The following is a 22,056-nucleotide window of genomic DNA, read 5'->3' as shown; positions in this document are numbered from 1 at the left end:
ACCGCACGCTCCGGCATCAGCGCGCGGGAACGGGGCGCACACAGTGCCCGCTGCCTCACGCGCCGCGGGCGCCTGGCGCCTTTGCCGGCTTTGCCGCCTTGTAGCGGGAGACGGTCGGGTCGCCGCTGAGCCAGAACCGCCAGGGGTACTCGTGGCTGCCGCCGTCGCCGGAGACGCCGACGCGCGGACCGGAGCTGATGCCCGCGGCGACCCCCTCCGGCGGGTGCGCGGCCGGTTCCAGCCGGAACGGCGGCGCGAGGGCATCCCGCCCGCTGTCCGCCGTCGTCAGTCCCAGCGCGGTCGCCAGCCGGGCAGGCCCGCTCGCGAGGTCGACATCCGATTTCGACGTCGGCCGCCTGGCCCTCGCCAGTTCATGCCCCGCGACCACTTCGCCGGCCCGCAGCAGGAGCGCCGACGCCACGCCCTCGGGCCCGCACACGATATTGGCGCAATGGTGCATCCCGTACGTGAAATACACGTAGAGGTGGCCGGCCGGGCCGAACATCGGGGCGTTGCGGGCCGTTTGGCCGCGGAAGGTGTGGGACCCGGGGTCAGGGTGGTGCGAATCATGCGGGCCCAGGTATGCCTCCACTTCGGTAATCCGAACCGAGACGGATCCGCCGGGCCCGTCGTGCGTCAGGACCGCGCCGAGGATCAGCGGCGCCACGTGCCGGGCATCGGCCGAGAGCAGCTCGCGGACGGACACGGCCGCGCCGGACTCCGTGCCGGACTCGGCAGGAAGCGGGCTGGAAGTCATGCTCAGACTTTAACAAACACCGCCAAAGGTGAGGTAGGCCGTGTCCGAATTCCGCTAGCAGCTGCTCCGCGAAGCTGGCAGGATGGGGTGATGGACTTCTGGCAGCGCTACCGGGCAATCGATGCCCGGGACACCCGCTTCGACGGGCAGTTCTACACAGCTGTCCGGACCACCGGCATCTATTGCCGGCCATCGTGCCCCGCGCGGACGCCCAAGGCGGACAATGTCACGTTCTATGAAACGTCCGCCGCGGCGCACGACGCCGGCTACCGTGCGTGCAAACGCTGCCTGCCCGAGGCCGTGCCGGGTACGCCGGCCTGGAACGTGCGCTCCGATATCGCCGGCCGGGCCATGCGGCTCATCAATGACGGCGTGATCAACCGCGACGGCGTCGAGGGGCTCGCGGCCCGGCTCGGATACTCCTCGCGCCAGCTCAACCGGATCCTCAGCCACGAACTCGGTGCCGGCCCGCTGTCCCTGGCGCGGGCCAGCCGCGCCCAGACCGCCCGCACCCTGCTGGTCTCCACCGCCATGAAAGTCTCGGACATCGCCTTCGCCGCCGGATTCAGCAGCGTGCGCCAGTTCAACGAGACCATCGGCGAGGTCTTTGCGATGACGCCTTCCGCGCTCCGGGCCACAGCCAGGCATCACCGCTCCCCCGCGGCCACCACAGCGCTCACGCTCAACCTTCCGTACCGCGAACCGTTCGACCCGGGCGTCTTTGATTTCCTGGCCGTCCGCGCCATCCCCGGGATCGAGGAAGGTACCTCCACTTCCTACGCCCGGACCCTGCGGCTGATGCACGGCGATGCCCGCTTCCGGGTGGATTACGACGCCGGCACGGCCGGGCGTCCGCTCGTGCTGACCATCGGCGCCGTCGACCTCCGGGATCTGGCCGCCCTGTTGAGCAGGGTCCGCCGGCTGCTGGACCTGGACGCCGATCCGGTCGCCATCGATGCCGCCCTCGAGGCCGACTCCCGGCTGGCCGCCGCGGTGGCGCTCACGCCGGGCATCCGGATGCCCGGCGCCGTTGATCCGCAGGAACTGCTGATCCGGGCGATGATCGGCCAACAGATCACCGTGGCCGCCGCGCGGACCGCCCTGGTCCAGCTTTCCGCGGCCGGGAGCACGAGCCTGGTGCCCGATGACGGCCTCCACCGGCTGTTCCCGACGGCCGCACAGATCGCCGGGACCGGCTTCGAACTTCTCCGCGGCCCGCAGCGGCGCATCGATGCTGTCCGGGGCGCCGCGGCGGCGATGGCCTCGGGCGACCTCGATTTCGGCTACGGCGATGACGTGCAGGGGCTGGAGGCCAAACTCCTGCCCCTGGCCGGCGTCGGGCCGTGGACCGTGGGATACGTCGCGATGCGGGTCATCGGCGCGCCGGATGTGTTCCTGGCCAACGACGCCGCGGTCCGCAATGGCATCCGTTCACTCGCCGAGACACCCGACGGCGCCACCCTCGCCCCGGATTTCCGTGAGGTCAGCCCCTGGCGCTCTTACGCCACCATGCACCTGTGGCGCGCAGCAGCGGCTGCCCAGGCCGCGGCGCGCAAGCCGTCCCTGCCGCCGAGGCAGGCTCCAACGCAGAACCACAAGCAGACTCCGAAGCAGACTCTGAAGGAAGCGAAACCATGAAAGCCCAGCTGTTGACCATGTCCACCCCGGACGGTCCGTTCACCATCATTGCCCGGGACGGGGCTGTCCTGTCGTCGGGCTGGACCGCCGTTCCCGGCGAGCTGACCGGCCAGATCCACGCTGACCTGCTTCCGGCCGGATTCGAGACCGTCACCGGGCTGGGCGAGATCTCCGAGGCCGTGGAGGCGTTCTATGCCGGCGATCCGGAGCCTGCCATGGGGGTGCCGGTGCTGCAGAAGTCCGGGCCGTTCCGCAGCCATGCCTGGGACGTGCTGCGCACGGTCGCGCCGGGGCGCCCGGTGACCTACACGGAGTACGCGGAGCTGTCCGGCAACGCCAAGGCCGTCCGGGCGGCCGCCAGTGCCTGCGCCTTCAATGCGGCGGCCCTGTTTGTTCCCTGCCACCGCGTCATCCGCACCGACGGGACGCTGGGCGGCTTCCGCTGGGGGCTGGCCGTCAAGGGCAGCCTGTTGGACCGGGAACGCGAAGCAGCCCTCGCGACGGCACGGCCCTAGACCTGCACGGGCCCAAACTCGGCCCCGTGAGAGGCCTGCCCCCGATGGCCCCGCGACCTTAGTTGTTGACCGGAACGCCGGCAGGCCAGGGCAGCAGCTTCGGAAGGTCGACGCCGTCGGCCGCGGCGGTGGCGCGCAGGCTGCCGAGGGTGGGGTTGCGGCCGGCGAGCCACGCGGCGATGTCCGTGAGCATGCCGTTGATCACGGTCGATGTTCCGCCGCTCCCGATGGCCACCGCGGGCAGGCCGAGCGGCTGCAGCACGAAGCGCTGGCCCTCGGGTACCCGCGCGGAGAGGAAATCGAAAAGGTGCCCGCAGAACGGGCGGCTCCAGGTTTCCGGTCCGTGGCCGGTGCCGAGGTCGGCGGCATGGATGACGAGTTCGCGCCACAGTGCCAGGCCGCCGTCGAACACGACTCCTCCGCGGTAGGTGATGGGCTCACGCCAGCCGGCCGCGTCGAGGGAGTCGAAGGCGCGCAGGGCCCGGTCCAACGCTGCGTCGAGGTCGGCCCGGTGCTGCCCGAGGCTGTGGCCGGCCGCCATCTCGATGGCGCGGTTCCGCCCCTCGAAGCCGCCGTCATAGAGTTCGACGCCCTCGCCGCGGGCGGCAAATTCGAGCTGCCGGGCCATCGCGTTGGCAATCCCGCAGATGTGGGCCAGCACGTGCCCGCGGCTCCAGCCGGGCAGTTCCGACGGCGCTTTGATGTCCTGTTCCGTCAGTTTCGCGGCGATTCCGGCCACGACTCCGGCGGCGCGGTGCAGTTCTGCCCGAAGGTTCTCTGGTGTGATTGAGGTCATGGCGCCCATCCTAAACCGAGCCACCCGATTAAGTCGGATTAACTGAGCGTTGCCCGGTCAGCGGGGCGCGTAGCGGTGCCGGATGTGCCGGCGGTCATGCCGGGCCTGCCAGAATTCTATTTCGCGGGGCCGGATGGCGTAGAGCTGCCAGTCTGTGTTTTCATTGTCTGCATTTTCGCCGTCGTCGGCGCCGGGCCGGGCCCGCCAGTCGGCGGCCGAGGCTTCCGCGGACAGCTCCACGACGTCCCCGGCCACCCGCACCTGGCGGCCCTGGTGTTGCCAGAAGAAGTTCAGCGCCGCGTGCGGGTTGGCCGTGAGCTCCTTGCCCTTGCGGGATTTCCGGGACGTGGCGAAGTGCCAGCCGTCGGCGTCGATGTCCTTCAGGATCAGCATCCGCGACGACGGCCGGCCGTGCTCATCGGCGGTGGCCAGGCTGCACGCATTGGGCTGCGGCACCCCGGCCGCCAGGGCCTCGTCCAGCCACAGCCGGAACAGCTCCGCGGGGTCCGCGGGCGCCGCCGCCGGGTCGAAGTCCGGGAGCACTTCCGGGAAGTCTGGCAGGGCACGCAGCAGTTGGCGGAACGATTCGCTCATGTCGCAATGCTAGCGGGGAGTTTTCGGCGGCAAACGCCAAACGCTCCCTCACTTTTGGCAGGAAATCCGCCGACGCTCCTGCAGGCAATGCAGGAGCGTCGGCCGAGACGCTGCCGGAACTCCCCACCGGCACCCTAGCCTCGCAAGCTCGGCCAGGGAACCCTGCCCGCGTGGCCCCCCGCGTGTGCTGGCTAGCCGGCGTACTCCCGCACGCCGGCGAGCTCGCCCTCGAGGGCCAGCAGCTGGCGTTCGACGGCGGCCGGTGCGGTGCCGCCCTGCGAGTTCCGGCTGTTGAGCGAACCCTCGGTGGACAGGACTGTACGGACCTCCGGCGTCAGGTGCCCCGAGATGGCGGCGTATTCCTCGTCCGTGAGGTCCCAGAGCTCGACGCCGCGGCTTTCGGCCTGCTTGACCGCGGCGCCGGAGAGCTCGTGCGCCTCGCGGAACGGCACACCCTGGCGGACCAGCCATTCGGCGATGTCCGTCGCCAGCGCGAAACCCTGGGGAGCCAGCGCTTCCATCCGTTCGGTGTTGAACTTCAGCGTCGCGATCATCCCGGAAACTGCCGGGAGCAGGACCTCCAGGGTGTCGGCGGCGTCGAAGACCGGTTCCTTGTCCTCCTGCAGATCGCGGTTGTACGCGAGCGGCAGGCCCTTCAGGGTGGCCAGCAGCCCGGTCAGGTTGCCGATCAGCCGGCCGGCCTTGCCGCGAGCGAGTTCGGCCACGTCCGGGTTCTTCTTCTGCGGCATGATCGAGGAGCCGGTGGAGTAGGAATCGTGCAGGGTGACGAAGGAGAACTCCTTCGTGGCCCACAGGATCACTTCCTCCGAGACCCGGGACAGGTCCACGCCGATCATGGCCGTGATCCAGGCGAACTCGGCGAAGACGTCGCGGGAGGCGGTGCCGTCGATCGAGTTGTGCGTCGCCGAGAAGAAGCCGAGGTCCGCGGCGACGGCCTCGGGGTCCAGGCCGAGCGAGGAGCCCGCCAGGGCACCGGAGCCGTAGGGCGAAACCCCGGCGCGCTTGTCCCAGTCGGCCAGCCGCTGCACATCGCGCAGCAGCGCCCATGCGTGGGCCAGCAGGTGGTGGCTGAGCAGGACCGGCTGGGCGTGCTGCAGGTGGGTGCGGCCAGGCATGGCCACGCCCTGGTGCGCCTTGGCCTGGTCCACGAGAGCGTCAATCGTGGCGAGCACGCCGCGGGCGATGATCCGGGCGTGATCGCGCAGGAACATCCGTCCCAGGGTGGCCACCTGGTCGTTGCGGGACCGGCCGGCGCGGAGCTTGCCGCCGAGCTGGGTACCGGCGCGTTCGATCAGGCCGCGCTCGAGCGAACCGTGCACGTCCTCATCGGACTCGGCCGGCAGGTAGGCGCCGGAGGCGACGTCCTCATCCAGCTGCGTCAGGGCGGCCAGCATGCCGTCGAGTTCGGCATCGTCCAGCAGCCCGGCCTTGTGCAGCACGCGGGCGTGCGCCTTGGACCCGGCGATGTCGTAGCGGGCCAGCCGCCAGTCGAAGTGCGTGGACTTGCTCAGCGCGGCGAGGGCGTCCGCGGGGCCGCCGGCAAACCGGCCGCCCCACAGCGCTCCCGTATTTGTCGCCTCAGACTTAGTGGTTTCCGACTCAGCCACAGGGGCTACTCTCCTGCGACGCGGATGTCGCGGCCGGAGGCAACCTTGGCGGACATGCCCCACAGCTCGATGAAGCCGCGCGCCATCGACTGGTCGAACGTGTCGCCGGTGTCGTACGTGGCAAGGTCGAAGTCGTAGAGCGAGGTCTCGGAGCGGCGTCCGTTGACGATTGCCTGGCCGCCGTGCAGCACCATGCGGATGTCACCGGAGACGTACTTCTGGGTGTCCTCGATGAAGGCGTCGAGGGAGCGCTTGAGCGGCGAGAACCACTGGCCGTCGTAGACCAGCTCGGCCCAGCGCTGGCCGACGGTCGCCTTGAAGCGGGCCTGCTCGCGCTCGATCGTGATGTCTTCGAGGTGCTTGTGCGCGGTGATGAGCGCCATGGCGCCCGGTGCCTCGTAGATCTCGCGGGACTTGATGCCCACGAGGCGGTCCTCGACGACGTCGATCCGGCCCACGCCCTGGGCGCCGGCGCGGCGGTTGAGTTCCTTGATGGCCTGCAGCGGGGTGACCTTGACGCCGTCGATCGCGACCGGGACGCCGGCCTCGAAGGAGATGGTGACCTCATCCGGTGCCGGCGGGAATTCCGGGGTGGCGGTGTAGTCGTAGATGTCCTTGGTGGGGGCGTTCCAGATGTCCTCGAGGTAGCCGGTTTCGACGGCGCGGCCCCAGACGTTCTGGTCGATCGAGTACGGGTTCTTCTTGGTGGTCTCGATCGGCAGTCCCTTTTCCTCGGCGAAGGCGATGGCCTTGTCGCGGGTCAGGGCGAGGTCACGGACCGGGGCGATGCACTTCAGGTCCGGGCCGAGGGTCTGGATGCCGACTTCGAAGCGGACCTGGTCGTTGCCCTTGCCGGTGCAGCCGTGGGCGACGGTGGTGGCGCCGAATTCGCGAGCGGCCTTGACCAGGTGCTTGACGATCACCGGGCGGGAGATGGCCGAGACCAGCGGGTAGTGGCCCTGGTAGAGGGCGTTGGCCTTCAGCGTGGGCACGCAGTACTCGTTGGCGAACTCGTCGCTGGCGTCGGCGACGTAGGCTTCGACGGCGCCGCAGCCCAGCGCGCGCTGGCGGATGGTCTCCAGCGATTCGCCGCCCTGTCCGACGTCGACCGCCACGGCGATGACCTCGGCGCCGGTGGCTTCACCGATCCAGCCGATGGCTACGGAAGTATCCAGGCCACCGGAGTAGGCCAGAACAATACGCTCAGTCACGGAAATGCTCCTTAGTTGTTTGGTGATGCTTTAAGTCTGGGAAAAATCTGTCTGTTGCAAGCCTGTCACACACCCCGGGTGCCCGGTCCTGTGAAGGGCTCATGGTGTGGCTTACTGGCCGGCTTCCTCGGCGAACTGCAGGAAGCGTGCGGCGATGTCCGCGCCGCCCAGGGGGTCCCGGGTGACAAGCAGGACGGTGTCGTCCCCAGCGATGGTGCCCAGGATCGAGGGCATCACGGAGTGGTCGATGGCGAGGGCCAGGAAGTTCGCGGCGCCCGGCGGGGTCCGAAGCACCACGAGGTTGGCGGAGGCCTCGGCGGTGACGAGCAGTTCCCCACACAACCGGGTCAGCCGGGCGTCGAGGATTTCCTGGGTGACGCCGCTCTTGGCCGCCCGTTCGCCGCCCTCCCCCGGGACGGCGTAGACCAGCACGCCGTCCTTGCCGCGGACCCGGACGGCGCCGAGTTCCACGAGGTCGCGTGACAGCGTGGCCTGGGTGACCTGGACGCCGTCGTCCGCGAGCAGCGCCGCGAGCTCGGCCTGGGAACGGACAGATTCGCCCGTGAGAATCGCCGTGATCCGCGCCTGCCGGGCTGTCTTGGTGGCCGGGCTGGCCCCAGGAGAGGCTGGCTGGACGGACATCAGGCCGGGCCGCCCACCGGTGCCGGCCCATCGAGTGGCGCCAGACCGTCAACCACTGCCAGACCGGAGCGGTGCATGAGCCAGGCCATGAGTGCCTTCTGCGCGTGCAGCCGGTTTTCGGCCTCGTCCCAGACCACCGACTGCGGGCCGTCAATGACGTCCGCGGCGATCTCGTAGCCCCGGTAGGCCGGGAGGCAGTGCAGCACGACGGCGTCCGGCGCCGCGAGCTTCATCGCGTCGGCATCCACGGAATAGGCGCGGAACAGCTTCATCCGCGCTTCCTTCTCCGCCTCCTGGCCCATGGACACCCACGTGTCGGTCGCGACGACGTCGGCGCCCAGGAGCGCTTCGGCGGCGTCAACCGTCACCAGCACCGAGCCGCCGGTCTCCGCGGCACGGTCCTCGGCGGCGGCGATGATCTCCGGCGACGGCAGGTAGCCTTCCGGCCCGGCGACGCGGACGTTCATGCCCGCCGTCACGCCGGCCAGCAGGTAGGAGTTGGCCATGTTGTTGGCCGAGTCGCCCAGGTAGGCCATGGTCAGGCCCTGGAGCGAGCCTTTGTGCTCCTTGACCGTCAGCAGATCGGCCAGGAGCTGGCATGGGTGGTAGTCATCGCACAGGGCGTTGATGACCGGAACGCGGGAGTTCTCGGCCATGGCGACGAGCCCGGCATGCGCGCCGGTGCGCCACACAATGGTGGAGACCATGCGTTCGAGCACCTTCGCGGTGTCCTCGACCGATTCTTTGTGCCCGATCTGCGCCTCGCCGGGGTTGATGATGAGCGCGTTGCCGCCCATGTCCGCGATGCCGGTGGCGAAGGAGACCCTGGTCCGGGTGGAGGTCTTGTCGAAGATGACGGCCACCGTCCGGCGGCCGTTGCCGTCCGCGGCGAAGGGCTGCACGCTGTAGGGCGCGGCCTTCATCCGGACGGCGAGCTCGAGGACCTCGGCCTGCTCGGCCGGGCTGAGGTCCGTGTCCTTGAGGAAGTGGCGGGTGGGCACTGAGGCGGTCACGGCGGCGGTCACTTGGCGTCCTTTGCAGCGTTGGTCTTGGCGGTCTCGAGCAGTGCCGGCAGGGCGGCCAGGAAAAGGTCTGCCTGCTCGGTGGTCAGGATCAGCGGGGGCGCCAGCCGGATGGTGCGCGGGCCCGGGCTGTTGACGATGAACCCGGCGTCGAGGCCGGCGGCCACGACGCCCGGGGCGACGTCGGCGTCGAGGTCGAAGCCGATCAGCAGCCCCTCGCCGCGGACCTCTGTCACGCCGGCGATTCCGGTGAGGCCGGCGCGCAGATGCTCCCCCAGGTTCCGGACGTGGGCCAGGATGTCTTGGTTTTCCAGGACGTGCAGGGTGGCGAGGGCGGCGGCGGTGGCCACCGGGTTGCCGCCGAATGTCGTCCCGTGCTGGCCGGCGGTCAGCAGGGCAGACGTTTCCGGGCCGAACGTGACGAGCGCGCCGACCGGGAAGCCGCCGCCCAGGCCCTTGGCGAGGGTCACGGCGTCGGGCACGATTCCGGCGTCCTCGCTGGCCAGCCACTTGCCGGTGCGGCCGATGCCGGTCTGGACCTCGTCGAGGATCAGCAGGGCGCCGGCCGCGCTCGTGGCCTCGCGGGCCGCCTTGAGGTAGCCGGCAGGCAGCGGCCGGACGCCGGCCTCGCCCTGGATCGGTTCGAGGAAGACGGCGGCAGTGGTCTCATCAATGGCGGCGCGGAGGGCCTCGATGTCACCAAACGGGACATGCACGACGCCGCCGGGCAGCGGCGCGAACGGCGCCCGGTAGGCCTCCTTGGAGGTCAGCGCGAGGGCACCCATGGTGCGCCCGTGGAAGGCGCCTTCGAGCGCGATGATCTTGGTGCGCGGCTTCGCTGTTCTTTCCGCGACAATATTCTCCGCGGCCGCGGACTGGCTCGCGCCACTGTTACGGCGCGCCAGTTTGAAGGCCGCCTCGACGGCTTCGGTGCCGGAGTTGGCGAAGAACACCTTGGAGCCGGCCGGGGCCTTGGACAGTTCCAGCAGCTTCTCGGCCAGGGCGATCTGGGTGGGGCTCGTGAAGAAGTTCGAGACGTGGCCCAGGGTGGCCAGCTGGCTGGAGATCACCGAGGTCACGAACGGGTGGGCGTGGCCGAGGGCGTTCACCGCGATGCCGCCGAGCAGGTCCAGGTATTCCTTGCCGTCGGCGTCCCACACGAGGCAGCCGGCGCCGCGGACCAGGACCCGCTGCGGGGTGCCGAAGACGCCCAGCAGGGAGGACGAGTAGCGGGACAGCCACTGCGCGCCACTGGTTTGACCAACGAGCGCGGTTGCAGCGGCCTCCGCAGCGATGGGGGCCCCGCCCGCTTCGCGGTGCCCGACCACACCCGGCCCCCCATCGCTGCTGCGGCCTTCAGCGGAATGGCTCAGTTCAGTGCTGCTCACTATGCGTTCACTTCCTCGTCGGGGACGACCTGGGTGCCGATGCCGGCGGTCGTAAAGGTTTCCAGGAGCATCGAGTGCGGCAGGCGGCCGTCCACGATGTGGGCGCGCTCGACGCCGTCGTCAATGGCCTTCAGGCACGCCGCCATCTTCGGGATCATGCCGGACTCGAGGCGCGGCAGCATCTCGCGCAGCTCCGACGCCGTCAGCGACGAAATGAGCGATGACCTGTCCGGCCAGTTGGCGTAGAGGCCCTCGACGTCGGTCAGGATGACCAGCTTGGAGGCACCCAGGGCCGACGCGACCGCGGCCGCCGCCGTGTCCGCGTTCACATTAAGTACCTGACCGGTGGTGGATCCGTCGTCGTGGATTTCCGGGGCGACGGTGGAGATCACGGGAATCCGGCCGGCCGCGAGGATGTCCACAATCCCTTCCGGGTTCACCCCGACCACCTCGCCCACCAGGCCGAGGTCCACCGCTTCGCCGTCCACCACGGTGCCGGTGCGGACGGCGCGGAGCAGGCCGCCGTCTTCGCCGGACATCCCGACGGCGTACGGGCCGTGGGAGTTGATCAGGCCCACGAGTTCGCGTCCCACCTGGCCGGTGAGGACCATCCGGACCACGTCCATGGCCTCGGGCGTGGTGACGCGCAGCCCGCCCTTGAATTCGGATTCGATCCCGAGCCGGCTGAGCATGGCGTTGATCTGCGGGCCGCCGCCATGCACCACCACGGGGTGGATGCCGACGTGGTGCAGGAACACGACGTCCTCGGCGAAGGCGCGGCGGAGCTCGTCGTTGACCATGGCATTGCCGCCGTACTTGATCACCATGGTGCTGCCGGCAAAGCGCTGGATCCAGGGCAGCGCCTCGATCAGCGTGGCGGCTTTGTCCCGGGCGTCGGACTGGGAGGTGGTCTCGCGGGTCTGGGTGTTCATGCTGTTCGTCCTCTGTTCGTCCCTACTGTTCATCCCTCCGGGGGGGGGGATTAGCTGGAGTAGGCGCTGTTTTCGTGGACGTAGTCGTGGGTGAGGTCGTTGGTGAGGATCGTGGCCTCGGCTGTACCGGCCTGCAGGTCGATTTCGACCAGGACCTCGCGCGGTTCGAGGTCCACGAGGTTCCGGTCATCGCCGATGCTGCCGTTGCGGCAGATCTGCACACCGTTCATGGATACGTTCAGCTGGTCCGGTTCGAAGGCCGCGTCGGTGGTGCCGACGGCGGACAGCACGCGGCCCCAGTTGGGGTCCTTGCCGAAGATCGCGGTTTTGAACAGGTTGGAGCGGGCGACGGCGCGGCTGACGACTTCTGCGTCCCGCTCACTCGTGGCGTTGAACGTCCGGATCGCGATGTCGTGGCTGGCGCCCTCGGCGTCGCCGATCAGTTTGCGGGCCAGCTCGGCGCAGACCTGGGTCAGGCCCGTGCCGAAGTCGGCGGCGGACGGCGCGGCACCGGAGGCGCCGGAGGCGAGCAGCACCACGGTGTCGTTGGTGGACATGCAGCCGTCCGAGTCCGCCCGGTCGAAGGTGAGCCGCGTGGCGTTGCGGAGTTCGGCGTCGAGCACGTCCGGCGGGACGTCGGCGTCCGTGGTGAGGACCACCAGCATGGTGGCCAGGCCCGGGGCCAGCATGCCGGCGCCCTTGGCCATGCCGCCGATGGTGAACTGCGTGCCGTCCGCGGCCGTGCCGGTGAAGACGGCCTGCTTGGACACCGAATCCGTGGTCATGATCGCGGTGGCCGCCGCGGGGCCGCCGTCCGCGGCCAGGGCCGCGGTGGCGGAACCGATCCCGGCCAGGATTTTCTCCATGGGGAGCTGCTCGCCAATCAGTCCGGTGGAGCAGACCACGACGTCGGTGGCGGAGACGCCGAGGACCTCGGCGGTCTTCTCCGCAGTGGTGTGCGTGTTCTGGAACCCCTGGGGCCCGGTGCAGGCGTTGGCGCCGCCGGAGTTGAGGATCACGGCATCCACGCGGCCGTCCTTGACCACTTCGCGGGACCAGTGCACGGGGGCCGCTGCGACGCGGTTGGACGTGAAGACCGCCGCGGCGGCCTTGGACGGGCCGTCGTTGACCACGAGGGCCACATCCGGCTTGCCGGAAGCCTTGAGCCCGGCCGTCACGCCGGCGGCGCGGAATCCCTGCGGTGCGGTGATGCTCACGGTGCGACTCCCTGGAGGTTGAGGCCGGCGGTTTCCGCCAGGCCGAGGGCTAGGTTCATGGACTGCACGGCCCCGCCGGCGGTCCCCTTGGTGAGGTTGTCGATCGCACAGCACACGATCACGCGGCCGGTGTGCTCATCAAAGGCGAGCTGCATGACCGTGTGGTTCGATCCCTGGACCGATTTCGTGGAGGGCCACTGCCCCTCGGGGAGCAGGTGCACGAACGGTTCGTCGTCGTAGGCTTCGGCCCAGGCGGCACGCAGGTCTGCGGCAGTGACACTGCGGCCTGGCTGCTGCCGGACCCTGGCGGTCGCCGTGGTGAGGATGCCGCGGCTCATCGGTGCCAGCGTGGGCGTGAAGGAGACGGTGACCGGGGACCCCAGCGCCTTGGAGAGTCCCTGTTCGATCTCGGGGGTGTGCCGGTGTCCCCCGCCGACCCCGTAGGGGCTCATGGAGCCCATGACTTCGGCGCCGATCAGGTTGACCTTGGCAGCTTTGCCGGCCCCTGAGGTGCCGGAGGCGGAGACGATCACGACGTCGTCGCCCTCCAGCAGCTGGTTGCTGAAGCCGGGAGTGAGGGCGAGCAGGGCCGAGGTCGGGTAGCAGCCGGGGACGGCGATCCGGGTGGCGCCACGGAGGGCATCTCGCTGGCCGGGCAGTTCCGGGAGTCCGTAGGGCCAGGTTCCGGCGTGGGCCGACCCGTAGAACTTCTCCCAGGCCTCCGGGTCCTCGAGTCGGTGGTCCGCGCCGGCGTCGATGACCAGGGTCCCGGCGGGCAGCTGCGCCGCGATCTCCCCGGATGCCCCGTGCGGAAGCGCCAGGAACACGACGTCGTGCCCGGCCAGGTTATCCACGGTGGTGTCTTCGAGAATCCGGTCCGCGAGGCCATGGAGATGCGGCTGCAATTCCCCTAGTCTGGAACCGGCGTTGCTGTGGGCCGTGATGGCGCCGATGGTGACGTCGGGATGACCGGCGAGGAGCCGCAGGACCTCGCCGCCGGCATAGCCGCTAGCCCCGGAAACGGCAACAGAAATAGTCATAAGCACGACTATACAGCAAGAGTATGCATAGATGCCGATATTTATGCATCGATGGGCGTGTGTCCAAAGCTCCCGAACGGCCCGCCGCGGAAACCCGGGGGCGTATGCTTGGTAAAGGGTGATCCAGACCGTGCAGCTGCGAATGTCAGCTGCAGCGTTGCCCGTAACCGTGACGAGGCAAGCGCCCTATGACCGCCACTTCCACCCTTCCCGCCGAAACGCCGGCGCGGCCGCCATCGCGGGTCGGGCAGCCCAACGCCGTCGTCCTGAGCTATTCGGAACTCCTCAAGAGCGTGAAGACGGCCGGCCTCCTCGAACGGCGCGTCGGGTTCTACATCACAGTGTTCGCCAGCCTGGTGCTCCTGATGGCCGCCACCTGGTTCGGGTTCGCGCTGATCGGTGACAGCTGGTTCCAGCTCCTGATCGCCGCCGCCCTCGGCATCATCTGCACGCAGTTGAGTTTCCTCGCCCACGAGGCCGGGCACCGGCAGATCTTCGCGTCCCGCCGTGCCAACGACTGGGCAGCACGCCTGCTCGCCACCTCCGTGGCCGGGATCAGCTACTCCTGGTGGGAGCAGAAGCACGGCGCGCACCACAACCACCCGAACGTCATCTCCAAGGACCCGGACATCGCGCCCGGCCCCATCGCCTTCCACCCCGAAGCCGTAGCCGACCGTCAGGGACGCCTCGCGTTCCTGACCCGCAAGCAGGGCTGGTTCTTCTTCCCGCTCCTGTTCCTGGTGGGCCTGGGACTGCAGATCGATTCCGTGAAATTCATCGTCCGCCGGGCCAAGGTCACGCACCGCTGGGTCGAAATCCCGATCCTCGCGGTCCGGCTCAGCCTCCTGCCGGTCCTCGCGTTCACCTTCCTGCCGCTGGGCATGGCGTTCGCCTTCATCGGCGTCCAACTCGCCGTGTTCGGCTTCTATATGGGCGCGTCCTTCGCGCCGAACCACAAGGGCATGCCGGTGCTGCCGGCGGACAGCCGGGTGGACTTCTTCAGCCGCCAGGTCCTGACGTCCCGGAACATCTCGGGCGGCCGCTTCATGGACATCCTGCTCGGCGGCCTCAACCGCCAGGCCGAACACCACCTCTTCCCGGACATGGCCCGCCCGCAGCTGCACCAGGCCGCCAAGATCGTCCGCGAGTACTGCGCCAAGCACCAGGTCCCGTACACGGAAACCACGCTGATGCAGTCCTACGCCATCATTGTCCGCTACCTCAACGACGTCGGACTCGCCGCGGGCCGCCACTTCGAATGCCCGATGGCAACGGTAACCCGCCGCTACTAAAGGACGGACCGCCGCCGGCCGCGCAGGACCTGCCGCCTCCGGGCCACGTCGGCCCAAACATCACGTGACGGCTGGTTACGGAAGGCCCCTTCATGGTTACCCCCGGTGTCCCTAGGATGGACCCAGGGACCGGGACAGAATTCCCGCCCGGAAAAGGAGCCACATGATGCACGCAATCGTCGCCCGCCAGGCCGGCGGCCCCGAGGTCCTCGAACTCGACAAGACAGCCCGACCCGTTCCCGGGCCCGGCCAGCTGCTGGTCAAGGTCGCGGCCGCGGGCGTGAACTTCATTGACACCTACAAGCGCAGCGGCGTCTACAAGGTCAGCTACCCCTTCACGCCCGGCTCCGAGGCCGCGGGCACCGTGGAGGAGGTCGGCGACGCCGTCACCGGGTTTGCTCCCGGTGACCGGGTGGCCACGGCCGAGGGCGCTGACTGCTACGCCGGCTATGCACTCGTCGATGAGGACAAGGCCCTCCCGGTTCCCGACGGCCTGGATGATTTCACCGCCGCGGCGCTGCCGCTGCAGGGCGTGACGGCCCACTACCTGATCAACTCAACTTTCAAGGTCGAGTCCGGCCACACCGTGCTGCTCCACGCCGGCGCCGGTGGCGTGGGGCTCCTGATGATCCAGTTGCTCAAGGCCAGGGGCGCCAATGTCATCACCACCGTTTCGACAGACGCGAAAGAGCAGTTGGCCCGCGAAGCCGGCGCCGACCACGTGCTGCGCTACGACGGTTTCGCCGACCGGGTCCGGGATCTGACCAACGGCACCGGCGCGGATGTGGTGTACGACGGCGTCGGAAAAGACACTTTCGACGCCTCCCTGGCGTCCCTGCGCATCCGGGGCATGCTGGTCCTCTTCGGCGCAGCGTCCGGCCCGGTCCCGCCGTTCGACCCGCAGCGGCTCAACGCCGGCGGCTCGCTGTACCTCACGCGGCCCACCATGGGCCACTACCTGCGCGACGCCCGGGAACGCCGCTGGCGCTCCGACGAAGTCTTTGCCGCCGCCGCCGACGGCAGCCTCAAGGTCAGGATCGGCGCACGCTATCCTCTCGGCGAGGCGGCCCGTGCCCACGAGGACCTTGAACAGCGCCGCACCACCGGCAAAGTCATCCTCGTCCCCTAAGCTGCACGGTCCCCCAAGCCGTACGGCAACACCATCCGTTCATCTCCTGCAGGGACAATGCGCCAGTGACCGAGCAACGACTGACCCCCAGTGAAGCCCCCGACGCCGGTGCGGTGCAGAGTCTTCCCGCTCCCCGTCTCACCGTCCACGAGCCCCAGCTGCCGGGCGCCCTCTCCGCCCCGCCGGAGCGCACGCTGATAGACATCGTCCGGGATACTGCCGCCCGGTACCCGGACGCTTCGGCGCTCGACGACGGCCACCGTTCGCTCAGCTACGCCCAGCTCATGGACGAGGTCCGGGCCACCGCCCGGAAACTGCACCTCGCCGGGCTGGGTGCCGGCGACAAGATCGGCGTCCGGATCCCGTCGGGCACCAACGAGCTCTACGTCTCGATCCTGGCGGTGCTGCTGGTTGGTGCGGCGTATGTCCCCGTAGACGCCGACGATCCCGACGAGCGGGCCAAACTGGTCTTCGGGGAGGCGAGGGTGGCCGGCATCCTCCGCGCCGGCGGGAAGATCGTCACGGACAGCAACCACCCCCGCCCGTTCCCCGACGCGAGGCCGCCCGGTCCCGACGACGACGCGTGGGTCATTTTCACGTCCGGCTCCACCGGCACCCCCAAGGGCGTCGCGGTCCAGCACCGCTCAGCCGCCGCGTTCGTGGACGCCGAGGCCCGCATCTTCCTGCAGGCCGATCCGGTGGGTCCGCAGGACCGGGTGCTGGCTGGCCTGTCCGTTGCCTTCGATGCCTCCTGCGAGGAAATGTGGCTCGCGTGGCGCCACGGCGCCTGCCTGGTTCCGGCACCCCGGGCGCTGGTGCGGACCGGGATGGACCTCGGCCCCTGGCTCATCAGCCACGGCATCACCGTGGTCTCCACCGTCCCCACACTGGCCGCTCTCTGGCCCGTGGAGTCGCTGGAAAGTGTCCGGCTGCTGATCTTCGGCGGGGAGGCGTGCCCGCCCGACCTTGCCGAACGGCTCGCCGTCGAAGGACGCGAAGTATGGAACACCTACGGGCCCACCGAGGCCACCGTGGTCGCGTGCGCCGCGCAGCTCGGCGCGCCCGGCCCCATCCGGATCGGCCTGCCGCTGGACGGCTGGGACCTCGCCGTCGTCGACGCCGATTCGCTGCCCGTCGCCGAAGGCGGGGTGGGCGAACTGATCATCGGCGGCGTCGGGCTGGCCCGGTACCTTGACCCGGTCAAGGACGCGGAAAAATATGCCCCCATGCCGTCCCTGGGCTGGCCGCGCGCCTACCGCTCCGGCGACCTCGTCAGGTACGAAGCAGAAGGCCTCATTTTCCAGGGCCGCGCCGATGAGCAGGTCAAGCTCGGCGGGCGCCGGATCGAGCTCGGCGAAATCGACGCCGCCCTGCAGTCCCTGCCGGATATCGCCGGCGCCGCGGCCGCCGTGCAGACCACCGCGGCCGGCAACCAGATCCTGGTCGGCTACCTTGCCGCCGTCGCGGGCCGTGACATCGACCTCGCAGCCGCCCGCGAACTGCTGGGCGAACGCCTGCCCGCGCCCCTCATTCCGCTGCTGACGCTCGTCGATTCGCTGCCGACCAAGACCAGCGGCAAAGTGGACCGCCACGCCCTGCCCTGGCCGCTCAGTGGAACCGGAGCGGCGGAGGCCGAAGGTGCCCCGCTGAACCTGCCGGAGGACGCGCAGTGGATCGTGGAGCAGTGGAGCGCCGTGCTGGGAAGCCCGGTCACCAGCCTCGATGCCGACTTCTTCGCCTACGGCGGCGGCTCGCTGGCCGCCGCGCAGCTCGTGTCCGCCCTCCGCGTCCGCTATCCCACCATCACGGTGGCCGATATCTACGCGACACCCCGGGTGGGCGCCCTGGTGGACGAGGCCCGGCAGTCGCTGCCGGAGGGTGGTGCCGTCGCTGCCCAGGAGCGCACCGTCCGGCCCACCGCGCGGAAGTCGCAGGCCTTCCAGACGCTCCTGGGCGTTCCCTTGCACATCCTGGTCGGCATGCGCTGGCTGACCTATCTGATGGCAGCCAACAACCTGCTGGCCGCCGTCGCCGGATTCAGCGCCGCGCCAACGATCTCATGGTGGTGGGTGGGAGCTTCCTGGCTGGTCTTCGTCAGTCCCGCCGGGCGGATGCTGCTCTCCGTCGCCGCCGCCCGCATCCTGCTGCGCAACGTGGTGCCTGGCACCTATCCCCGGTCCGGGCGGGTGCACCTCCGGCTCTGGCTCGCGGAACAGATCCAGGACCTCGCCGGCGCCATCAGCCTCGCCAGCGCGCCCTGGGTGCCCTACTACGCGAAAGCGCTCGGGGCGAAGATCGGCGAGAACGTCCAGCTGCACTCGCTGCCGCCCGTCACCGGGCTGCTGACCCTCGGCACAGGATCCAATATCGAGCCCGAAGTCGATCTGTCCGGCTGGTGGATCGACGGCGACCGTGTCCACATCGGCGCCATCCGGATTGGCCCCGGCGCAAGCGTGGGGGCCCGCAGCACGCTGATGCCGGGAGCCACGGTGGGTGCCGGGGCGCAGGTGGAGCCGGGTTCCGCTGTGATCGGCAAGGTCAAGGCGGGCCAGCTCGTGGCCGGGTCGCCGGCCGAGCGCCGTGGCAAGGCCCGGCACTCGTGGCCGGACTCCCCGGACGAGCACCGGCTGATGGGCCGGTTGTGGTTCGCCGGTTTCGCCGCCGCCTCCGCCATGCTGGCGCTCATCCCCTACGTCTCCGCTGCCGTCGCGGGCTTGGTGATCTTCGCGTTCATCCAGGGCAGCTCCTCCCTGCCCGCGGCCCTGCCCGGCATAGCGCTCTCGATCCCGCTGGCGGCGCTGGCATGGTTCCTGACCAACCTGCTGCTGATCCTGGCCACGACGAGGCTCCTCAGCGTCGGCCTCGCTGAAGGCTACTACCGGGTCCGGAGCCGGATCGGGTGGCAGGTCTGGGCGACCGAGCGGGTACTGGATCTGGCCCGGGATCTGCTGTTCCCGATCTACGCCAGCCTCTTTACGCCGGTCTGGCTGCGGCTTCTCGGTGCGAAGGTCGGCCGCAACGTGGAGGCCTCGACAGTGCTGCTGATCCCGCGGATGACCACCGTGGGCGAGGGCGCGTTCCTGGCCGACGACACGATGGTGGCGTCGTACGAACTCGACGGCGGCTGGATGCACATAGCCCCGGCCAAGATCGGCAAGCGGTCTTTCCTGGGCAACTCGGGCATGACGGCGGCCGGGCGCAGCGTGCCCAAGAACTCCCTCGTGGCGGTGTTGTCCGCGACGCCGGCCAAGGCGAAGTCCGGCACCTCGTGGCTCGGCAGCCCGCCGGTGCGGCTGCGGCGCACCGCCATCGCCTCGGACGACACGCGGACCTACCAGCCGCCCCGGAGGCTGAAGGTCGCGCGCGCCCTGTGGGAGCTGTGCCGGTTCGTCCCGGTCATGCTGACGGTCGTCATCGCCGTCGGTGTGATGCTCGCGTTCGACGCGATGGCGGCCCTGTTCAACTACGGAGTCGCCGCTCTCCTGAGCGGGGTGGTGATCCTGCTCGCCGGGGCCACGGCCGCGGGCAGTGCTGTCGTGGCCAAGTGGCTGCTGGTGGGCCGCATCCGCCCCGGCGAGCACCCGCTGTGGAGCTCCTTCATTTGGCGGAACGAGGTAGTGGACACGTTCATTGAGATGGTCAGCGCCCCGTGGTTCGCGCGCGCCGCCACGGGGACACCGGCGCTGGTGTGGTGGCTGCGGGCACTCGGCGCGAAAATCGGTGCCGGGACCTGGTGCGAAAGCTACTGGCTGCCGGAGGCGGACCTCGTCACCCTCGGCAGGAATTCGACCGTCAACCGCGGGTGCGTGGTCCAGACCCATCTGTTCCATGACCGTGTCATGAGCATCGACACTGTTACGCTCGATGACGGAGCCACCATGGGCCCGCACGGCGTCATCCTGCCGCAGGCCAGGATCGGCAGCGGCGGCACGGTGGGGCCGGCGTCCCTCGTCATGCGGGGCGAAACCGTCCCTGCCGGGACGTACTGGATGGGCAATCCGGTCAGCCCCTGGGACGGGCCGGCACCGCCGGCCGGGCCCCGTTAGGCCCGGCGCCTGCGCACGTCCACCAGCACCACAACCGAAGGTCCGTCCATTGAGCACCAGCGCACCAAGCAGCAGCGGCGCCGCCGCCCGCGGGGACATCAGCGGGGAAATCAGCCGCGAAATCAGCCGGGCGACGAGCCCGGAAGCCGGCGCCCCGGACCCCTATATGCCCGGCCACGGGACCAATGCCTACCGCGTCACCCGGTATGAACTCGATCTGGACTACCGCGTCAGCAGCAACCGCCTTGCCGGGCACGCCGTCCTGCACGCCATCACGCAGCTCCCGACGTCGGCGATCGTCCTGGACCTGGCCGGCTTGCGGGCCACGAAGATCCAGCTCAACGGGCGCAGGGTACGCCGGTTCACGCAGCGGGCAGAGCAGCTCGTTGTCTACCCCGACAACCCGCTGCTCGCCACCGAGGCCTTCACGCTGGACATCCGCTATGAGGGGTACCCCGCGCCGCGCCGCGGTGTGTGGGGCGAAGTGGGCTGGGAAGAGCTCTCCGATGGGGTGCTGGTCGCCGGGCAGCCCAACGGGGCAGCCTCCTGGTTTCCGTGCAATGACCACCCGCGGGACAAAGCGACTTACCTCATCACCGTGACCACCGATGCGAACTACCGGGCCGTGTGCAACGGGGTGATGCTCTCCCGCACCAGCAGGGCCAGCCGCGTGACGTGGGTCTTTGAGCAGGCCGAACCCATGGCCACGTACCTGGCCACGGTCCAGATCGGCCGCTACGAGCTCCTGACCCTCAATGCCGACCGGCCCTCAGGGCACGTTCCGCAGTATGTGGCCGTGCCGGCGTCGCTGCAGGCGGGCGCCCGGGCCGCCCTGGCCCGCCAGCCCGACATGATGCGGACCTTCACGAACTGCTTTGGGCCGTACCCGTTCCCGGAGTACACGGTGGTGGTCACCGACGACGTCCTGGAAATCCCGCTGGAAGCGCAGACACTGTCCATCCTGGGGCCCAACCATCTGCGGCAGGACTGGGAATCACAGCGGATGATCGCCCACGAACTCGCCCACCAGTGGTTCGGGAACTCCCTGACCACTGCGACCTGGAGGGACATCTGGCTGCACGAGGGCTTTGCCTGCTACGCGGAATGGATCTGGTCTGAAGAGGCCGGCATCATGTCGGCGGCGGCCCGCGCGCGCGCCGCCTGGCGCAAGCTCGCTGCTGCCCCGCAGGACCTGATGGTGGGCGACCCCGGCCCGGAACTGATGTTTGACGACCGGGTCTACAAACGCGGCGCCCTGGCCCTGCACGCCCTGCGGGTACGCTGCGGCGACCTGGCGTTCTTCGCCCTGCTGCACGACTGGACGGACCGCTTCCGGCACGGCACCGTGACCACCGCCGACTTCATCGTCGCGGCCGCCCACACGACGGGCCTGGACGCAGAGGCCCTGTTGCACCCCTGGCTGTTCGCCGACGCCCTGCCGCCGCTCCCGCAGGCAACGCCGCCCAAGATCTGATCAGGGGCGCGGAGCCCTGACTAGGGAAGGACCGCCAGGGCGACGGCGGCCACCAGGTCAGCGGGCAGGCCTGTCTCTGCCGGCGGCAGGTCCCGGAGCCCTGCGCGGCCGTTCACTGCCGGCGCCAGCACGTCCAGGGTGTCCGGGGCCGTCTGCAGCCCGGTGCCCAGCATTTTGAGCCAGGCCTCCTTGCGCGCCCACAGGCGCGCCCTGCCCTGCAGCAGCGCGGTGCCGGCCAGCCCGGCGAGGTGCCGTTGTTCCGCCGGGGTCAACACGACGTCGTCGAACCCGTCGAAGTCCGCCCGGGCCGGATCCTCGACGTCGATGCCCAGCTGCTCACCCGGGTCCGGGTCCACGACCCCGGCCAGTAGCGTCCAGCCGGCCGCACGGGACAGGCTCAGCAGCAGCGGCGCAGCCTGGCCCCGGAGCAGGTAGCCGGGCCGGCCGTGTGAGATGTCCGCGCCGGTGCCGCACCGTGGGCAGCTGTACCAGGCGGTGAGATCCGACGCCGGAACGCCGAGCAAGCCGGCGGCGAACCGGCGCTGCGCGAGCCGCCCGTACAGGAAGTCCTCCCGGGTCCGCGGGGTCATGGCCCGGGCCCGGACGAGTTCGGCCCCGTCCAGCAGGGAGCGCGAGTCGCATTCCAGCTCCGGTTCCGGATAGAGGGCTGGTGCCGCGTCCACGGGCGCCCCCAGGTCCCTGGGACCACGGGGGTCGCCGGGAACGCGAAAGGGC

18 protein-coding genes are annotated in these 22,056 nt (G+C 69.8%); 6 read left to right on the top strand and 12 right to left on the bottom strand.

The genetic code is table 11. The features are described from left to right. Positions 1–55: 55 nt before the first annotated feature. Positions 56–757, bottom strand: a complete 702-nt coding sequence (locus tag ARTB_RS18445) for a DNA-3-methyladenine glycosylase (RefSeq protein WP_243181793.1) — start codon at positions 755–757, stop codon at positions 56–58. A 90-nt stretch (positions 758–847) separates the two neighbouring features. Here ARTB_RS18445 and ARTB_RS18440 point away from each other — a divergent pair, with 90 nt between their 5' ends. Continuing rightward, positions 848–2,395: an AlkA N-terminal domain-containing protein gene (locus tag ARTB_RS18440; RefSeq protein ID WP_243181792.1), complete on the top strand. Its 1,548-nt coding sequence runs from the start codon at positions 848–850 to the stop codon at positions 2,393–2,395. Continuing rightward, complete coding sequence (locus tag ARTB_RS18435) at positions 2,392–2,910, top strand: methylated-DNA--[protein]-cysteine S-methyltransferase (protein WP_243181791.1); 519 nt, start codon at positions 2,392–2,394, stop codon at positions 2,908–2,910. Before ARTB_RS18440 ends, ARTB_RS18435 begins: the two co-directional genes overlap by 4 nt. 58 nt (positions 2,911–2,968) lie before the next feature. Here ARTB_RS18435 and ARTB_RS18430 read toward each other — a convergent pair whose 3' ends face one another. From ARTB_RS18430 to argC, 10 genes are all read right to left on the bottom strand, one after another. Further along, positions 2,969–3,706: a maleylpyruvate isomerase family mycothiol-dependent enzyme gene (locus ARTB_RS18430; RefSeq protein WP_243181790.1), complete on the bottom strand. Its 738-nt coding sequence runs from the start codon at positions 3,704–3,706 to the stop codon at positions 2,969–2,971. 57 nt (positions 3,707–3,763) lie between these two features. Continuing rightward, entirely contained in the window at positions 3,764–4,300 is a 537-nt protein-coding gene (locus tag ARTB_RS18425; RefSeq protein ID WP_243181789.1) for a pyridoxine/pyridoxamine 5'-phosphate oxidase, read from the bottom strand. Between the two features lie 191 nt (positions 4,301–4,491). Beyond that, a complete protein-coding gene (gene argH / locus ARTB_RS18420) occupies positions 4,492–5,928 on the bottom strand; it encodes an argininosuccinate lyase (RefSeq protein WP_028277270.1) in 1,437 nt (478 codons plus the stop codon). 5 nt (positions 5,929–5,933) lie between these two features. Further along, positions 5,934–7,139: an argininosuccinate synthase gene (locus ARTB_RS18415; protein WP_028277269.1), complete on the bottom strand. Its 1,206-nt coding sequence runs from the start codon at positions 7,137–7,139 to the stop codon at positions 5,934–5,936. A gap of 111 nt (positions 7,140–7,250) precedes the next feature. Further along, on the bottom strand, positions 7,251–7,781 hold the full coding sequence (locus ARTB_RS18410) for an arginine repressor (protein ID WP_079551248.1): 531 nt from the start codon (positions 7,779–7,781) through the stop codon (positions 7,251–7,253). After that, positions 7,781–8,806 (bottom strand): ornithine carbamoyltransferase, encoded by a 1,026-nt coding sequence (argF, locus tag ARTB_RS18405; protein WP_439954148.1) that lies wholly within the window; start codon positions 8,804–8,806, stop codon positions 7,781–7,783. Before argF ends, ARTB_RS18410 begins: the two co-directional genes overlap by 1 nt. After that, entirely contained in the window at positions 8,803–10,131 is a 1,329-nt protein-coding gene (locus tag ARTB_RS18400) for an acetylornithine transaminase (protein WP_439954149.1), read from the bottom strand. The genes argF and ARTB_RS18400 overlap by 4 nt, the downstream gene beginning before the upstream one ends. Before the next feature lie 59 nt (positions 10,132–10,190). Beyond that, a complete protein-coding gene (gene argB / locus ARTB_RS18395; RefSeq protein WP_243181788.1) occupies positions 10,191–11,123 on the bottom strand; it encodes an acetylglutamate kinase in 933 nt (310 codons plus the stop codon). Positions 11,124–11,173: 50 nt separating this feature from the next. Next, positions 11,174–12,340, bottom strand: coding sequence for a bifunctional glutamate N-acetyltransferase/amino-acid acetyltransferase ArgJ (argJ, locus tag ARTB_RS18390; protein WP_243181787.1), 1,167 nt, complete (start codon positions 12,338–12,340; stop codon positions 11,174–11,176). After that, complete coding sequence (argC, locus tag ARTB_RS18385; protein ID WP_243181786.1) at positions 12,337–13,380, bottom strand: N-acetyl-gamma-glutamyl-phosphate reductase; 1,044 nt, start codon at positions 13,378–13,380, stop codon at positions 12,337–12,339. The genes argJ and argC overlap by 4 nt, the downstream gene beginning before the upstream one ends. Before the next feature lie 188 nt (positions 13,381–13,568). On the opposite strand from argC, the gene ARTB_RS18380 reads away from it, so the two are divergent. From ARTB_RS18380 to ARTB_RS18365, 4 genes are all read left to right on the top strand, one after another. Then, positions 13,569–14,672: a fatty acid desaturase family protein gene (locus ARTB_RS18380; RefSeq protein ID WP_243181785.1), complete on the top strand. Its 1,104-nt coding sequence runs from the start codon at positions 13,569–13,571 to the stop codon at positions 14,670–14,672. A gap of 163 nt (positions 14,673–14,835) precedes the next feature. Continuing rightward, positions 14,836–15,801 (top strand): quinone oxidoreductase family protein, encoded by a 966-nt coding sequence (locus ARTB_RS18375; protein ID WP_028277261.1) that lies wholly within the window; start codon positions 14,836–14,838, stop codon positions 15,799–15,801. Between the two features lie 113 nt (positions 15,802–15,914). Beyond that, positions 15,915–19,847, top strand: a complete 3,933-nt coding sequence (locus tag ARTB_RS18370) for a Pls/PosA family non-ribosomal peptide synthetase (RefSeq protein WP_243181805.1) — start codon at positions 15,915–15,917, stop codon at positions 19,845–19,847. A 49-nt stretch (positions 19,848–19,896) separates the two neighbouring features. Then, positions 19,897–21,321 (top strand): M1 family metallopeptidase, encoded by a 1,425-nt coding sequence (locus tag ARTB_RS18365; protein WP_243181784.1) that lies wholly within the window; start codon positions 19,897–19,899, stop codon positions 21,319–21,321. A gap of 20 nt (positions 21,322–21,341) precedes the next feature. Here ARTB_RS18365 and ARTB_RS18360 read toward each other — a convergent pair whose 3' ends face one another. Continuing rightward, complete coding sequence (locus ARTB_RS18360) at positions 21,342–22,004, bottom strand: 4'-phosphopantetheinyl transferase family protein (RefSeq protein ID WP_243181783.1); 663 nt, start codon at positions 22,002–22,004, stop codon at positions 21,342–21,344. Positions 22,005–22,056 lie beyond the last annotated feature (52 nt).

The sequence above is a fragment of the Arthrobacter humicola genome, assembly GCF_022803015.1.
Classification (GTDB): Bacteria; Actinomycetota; Actinomycetes; order Actinomycetales; family Micrococcaceae; genus Arthrobacter; species Arthrobacter humicola_A.
Note: the sequence above shows the minus strand (reverse complement) of the source record. Positions and strands in the feature narration are given on the sequence as shown.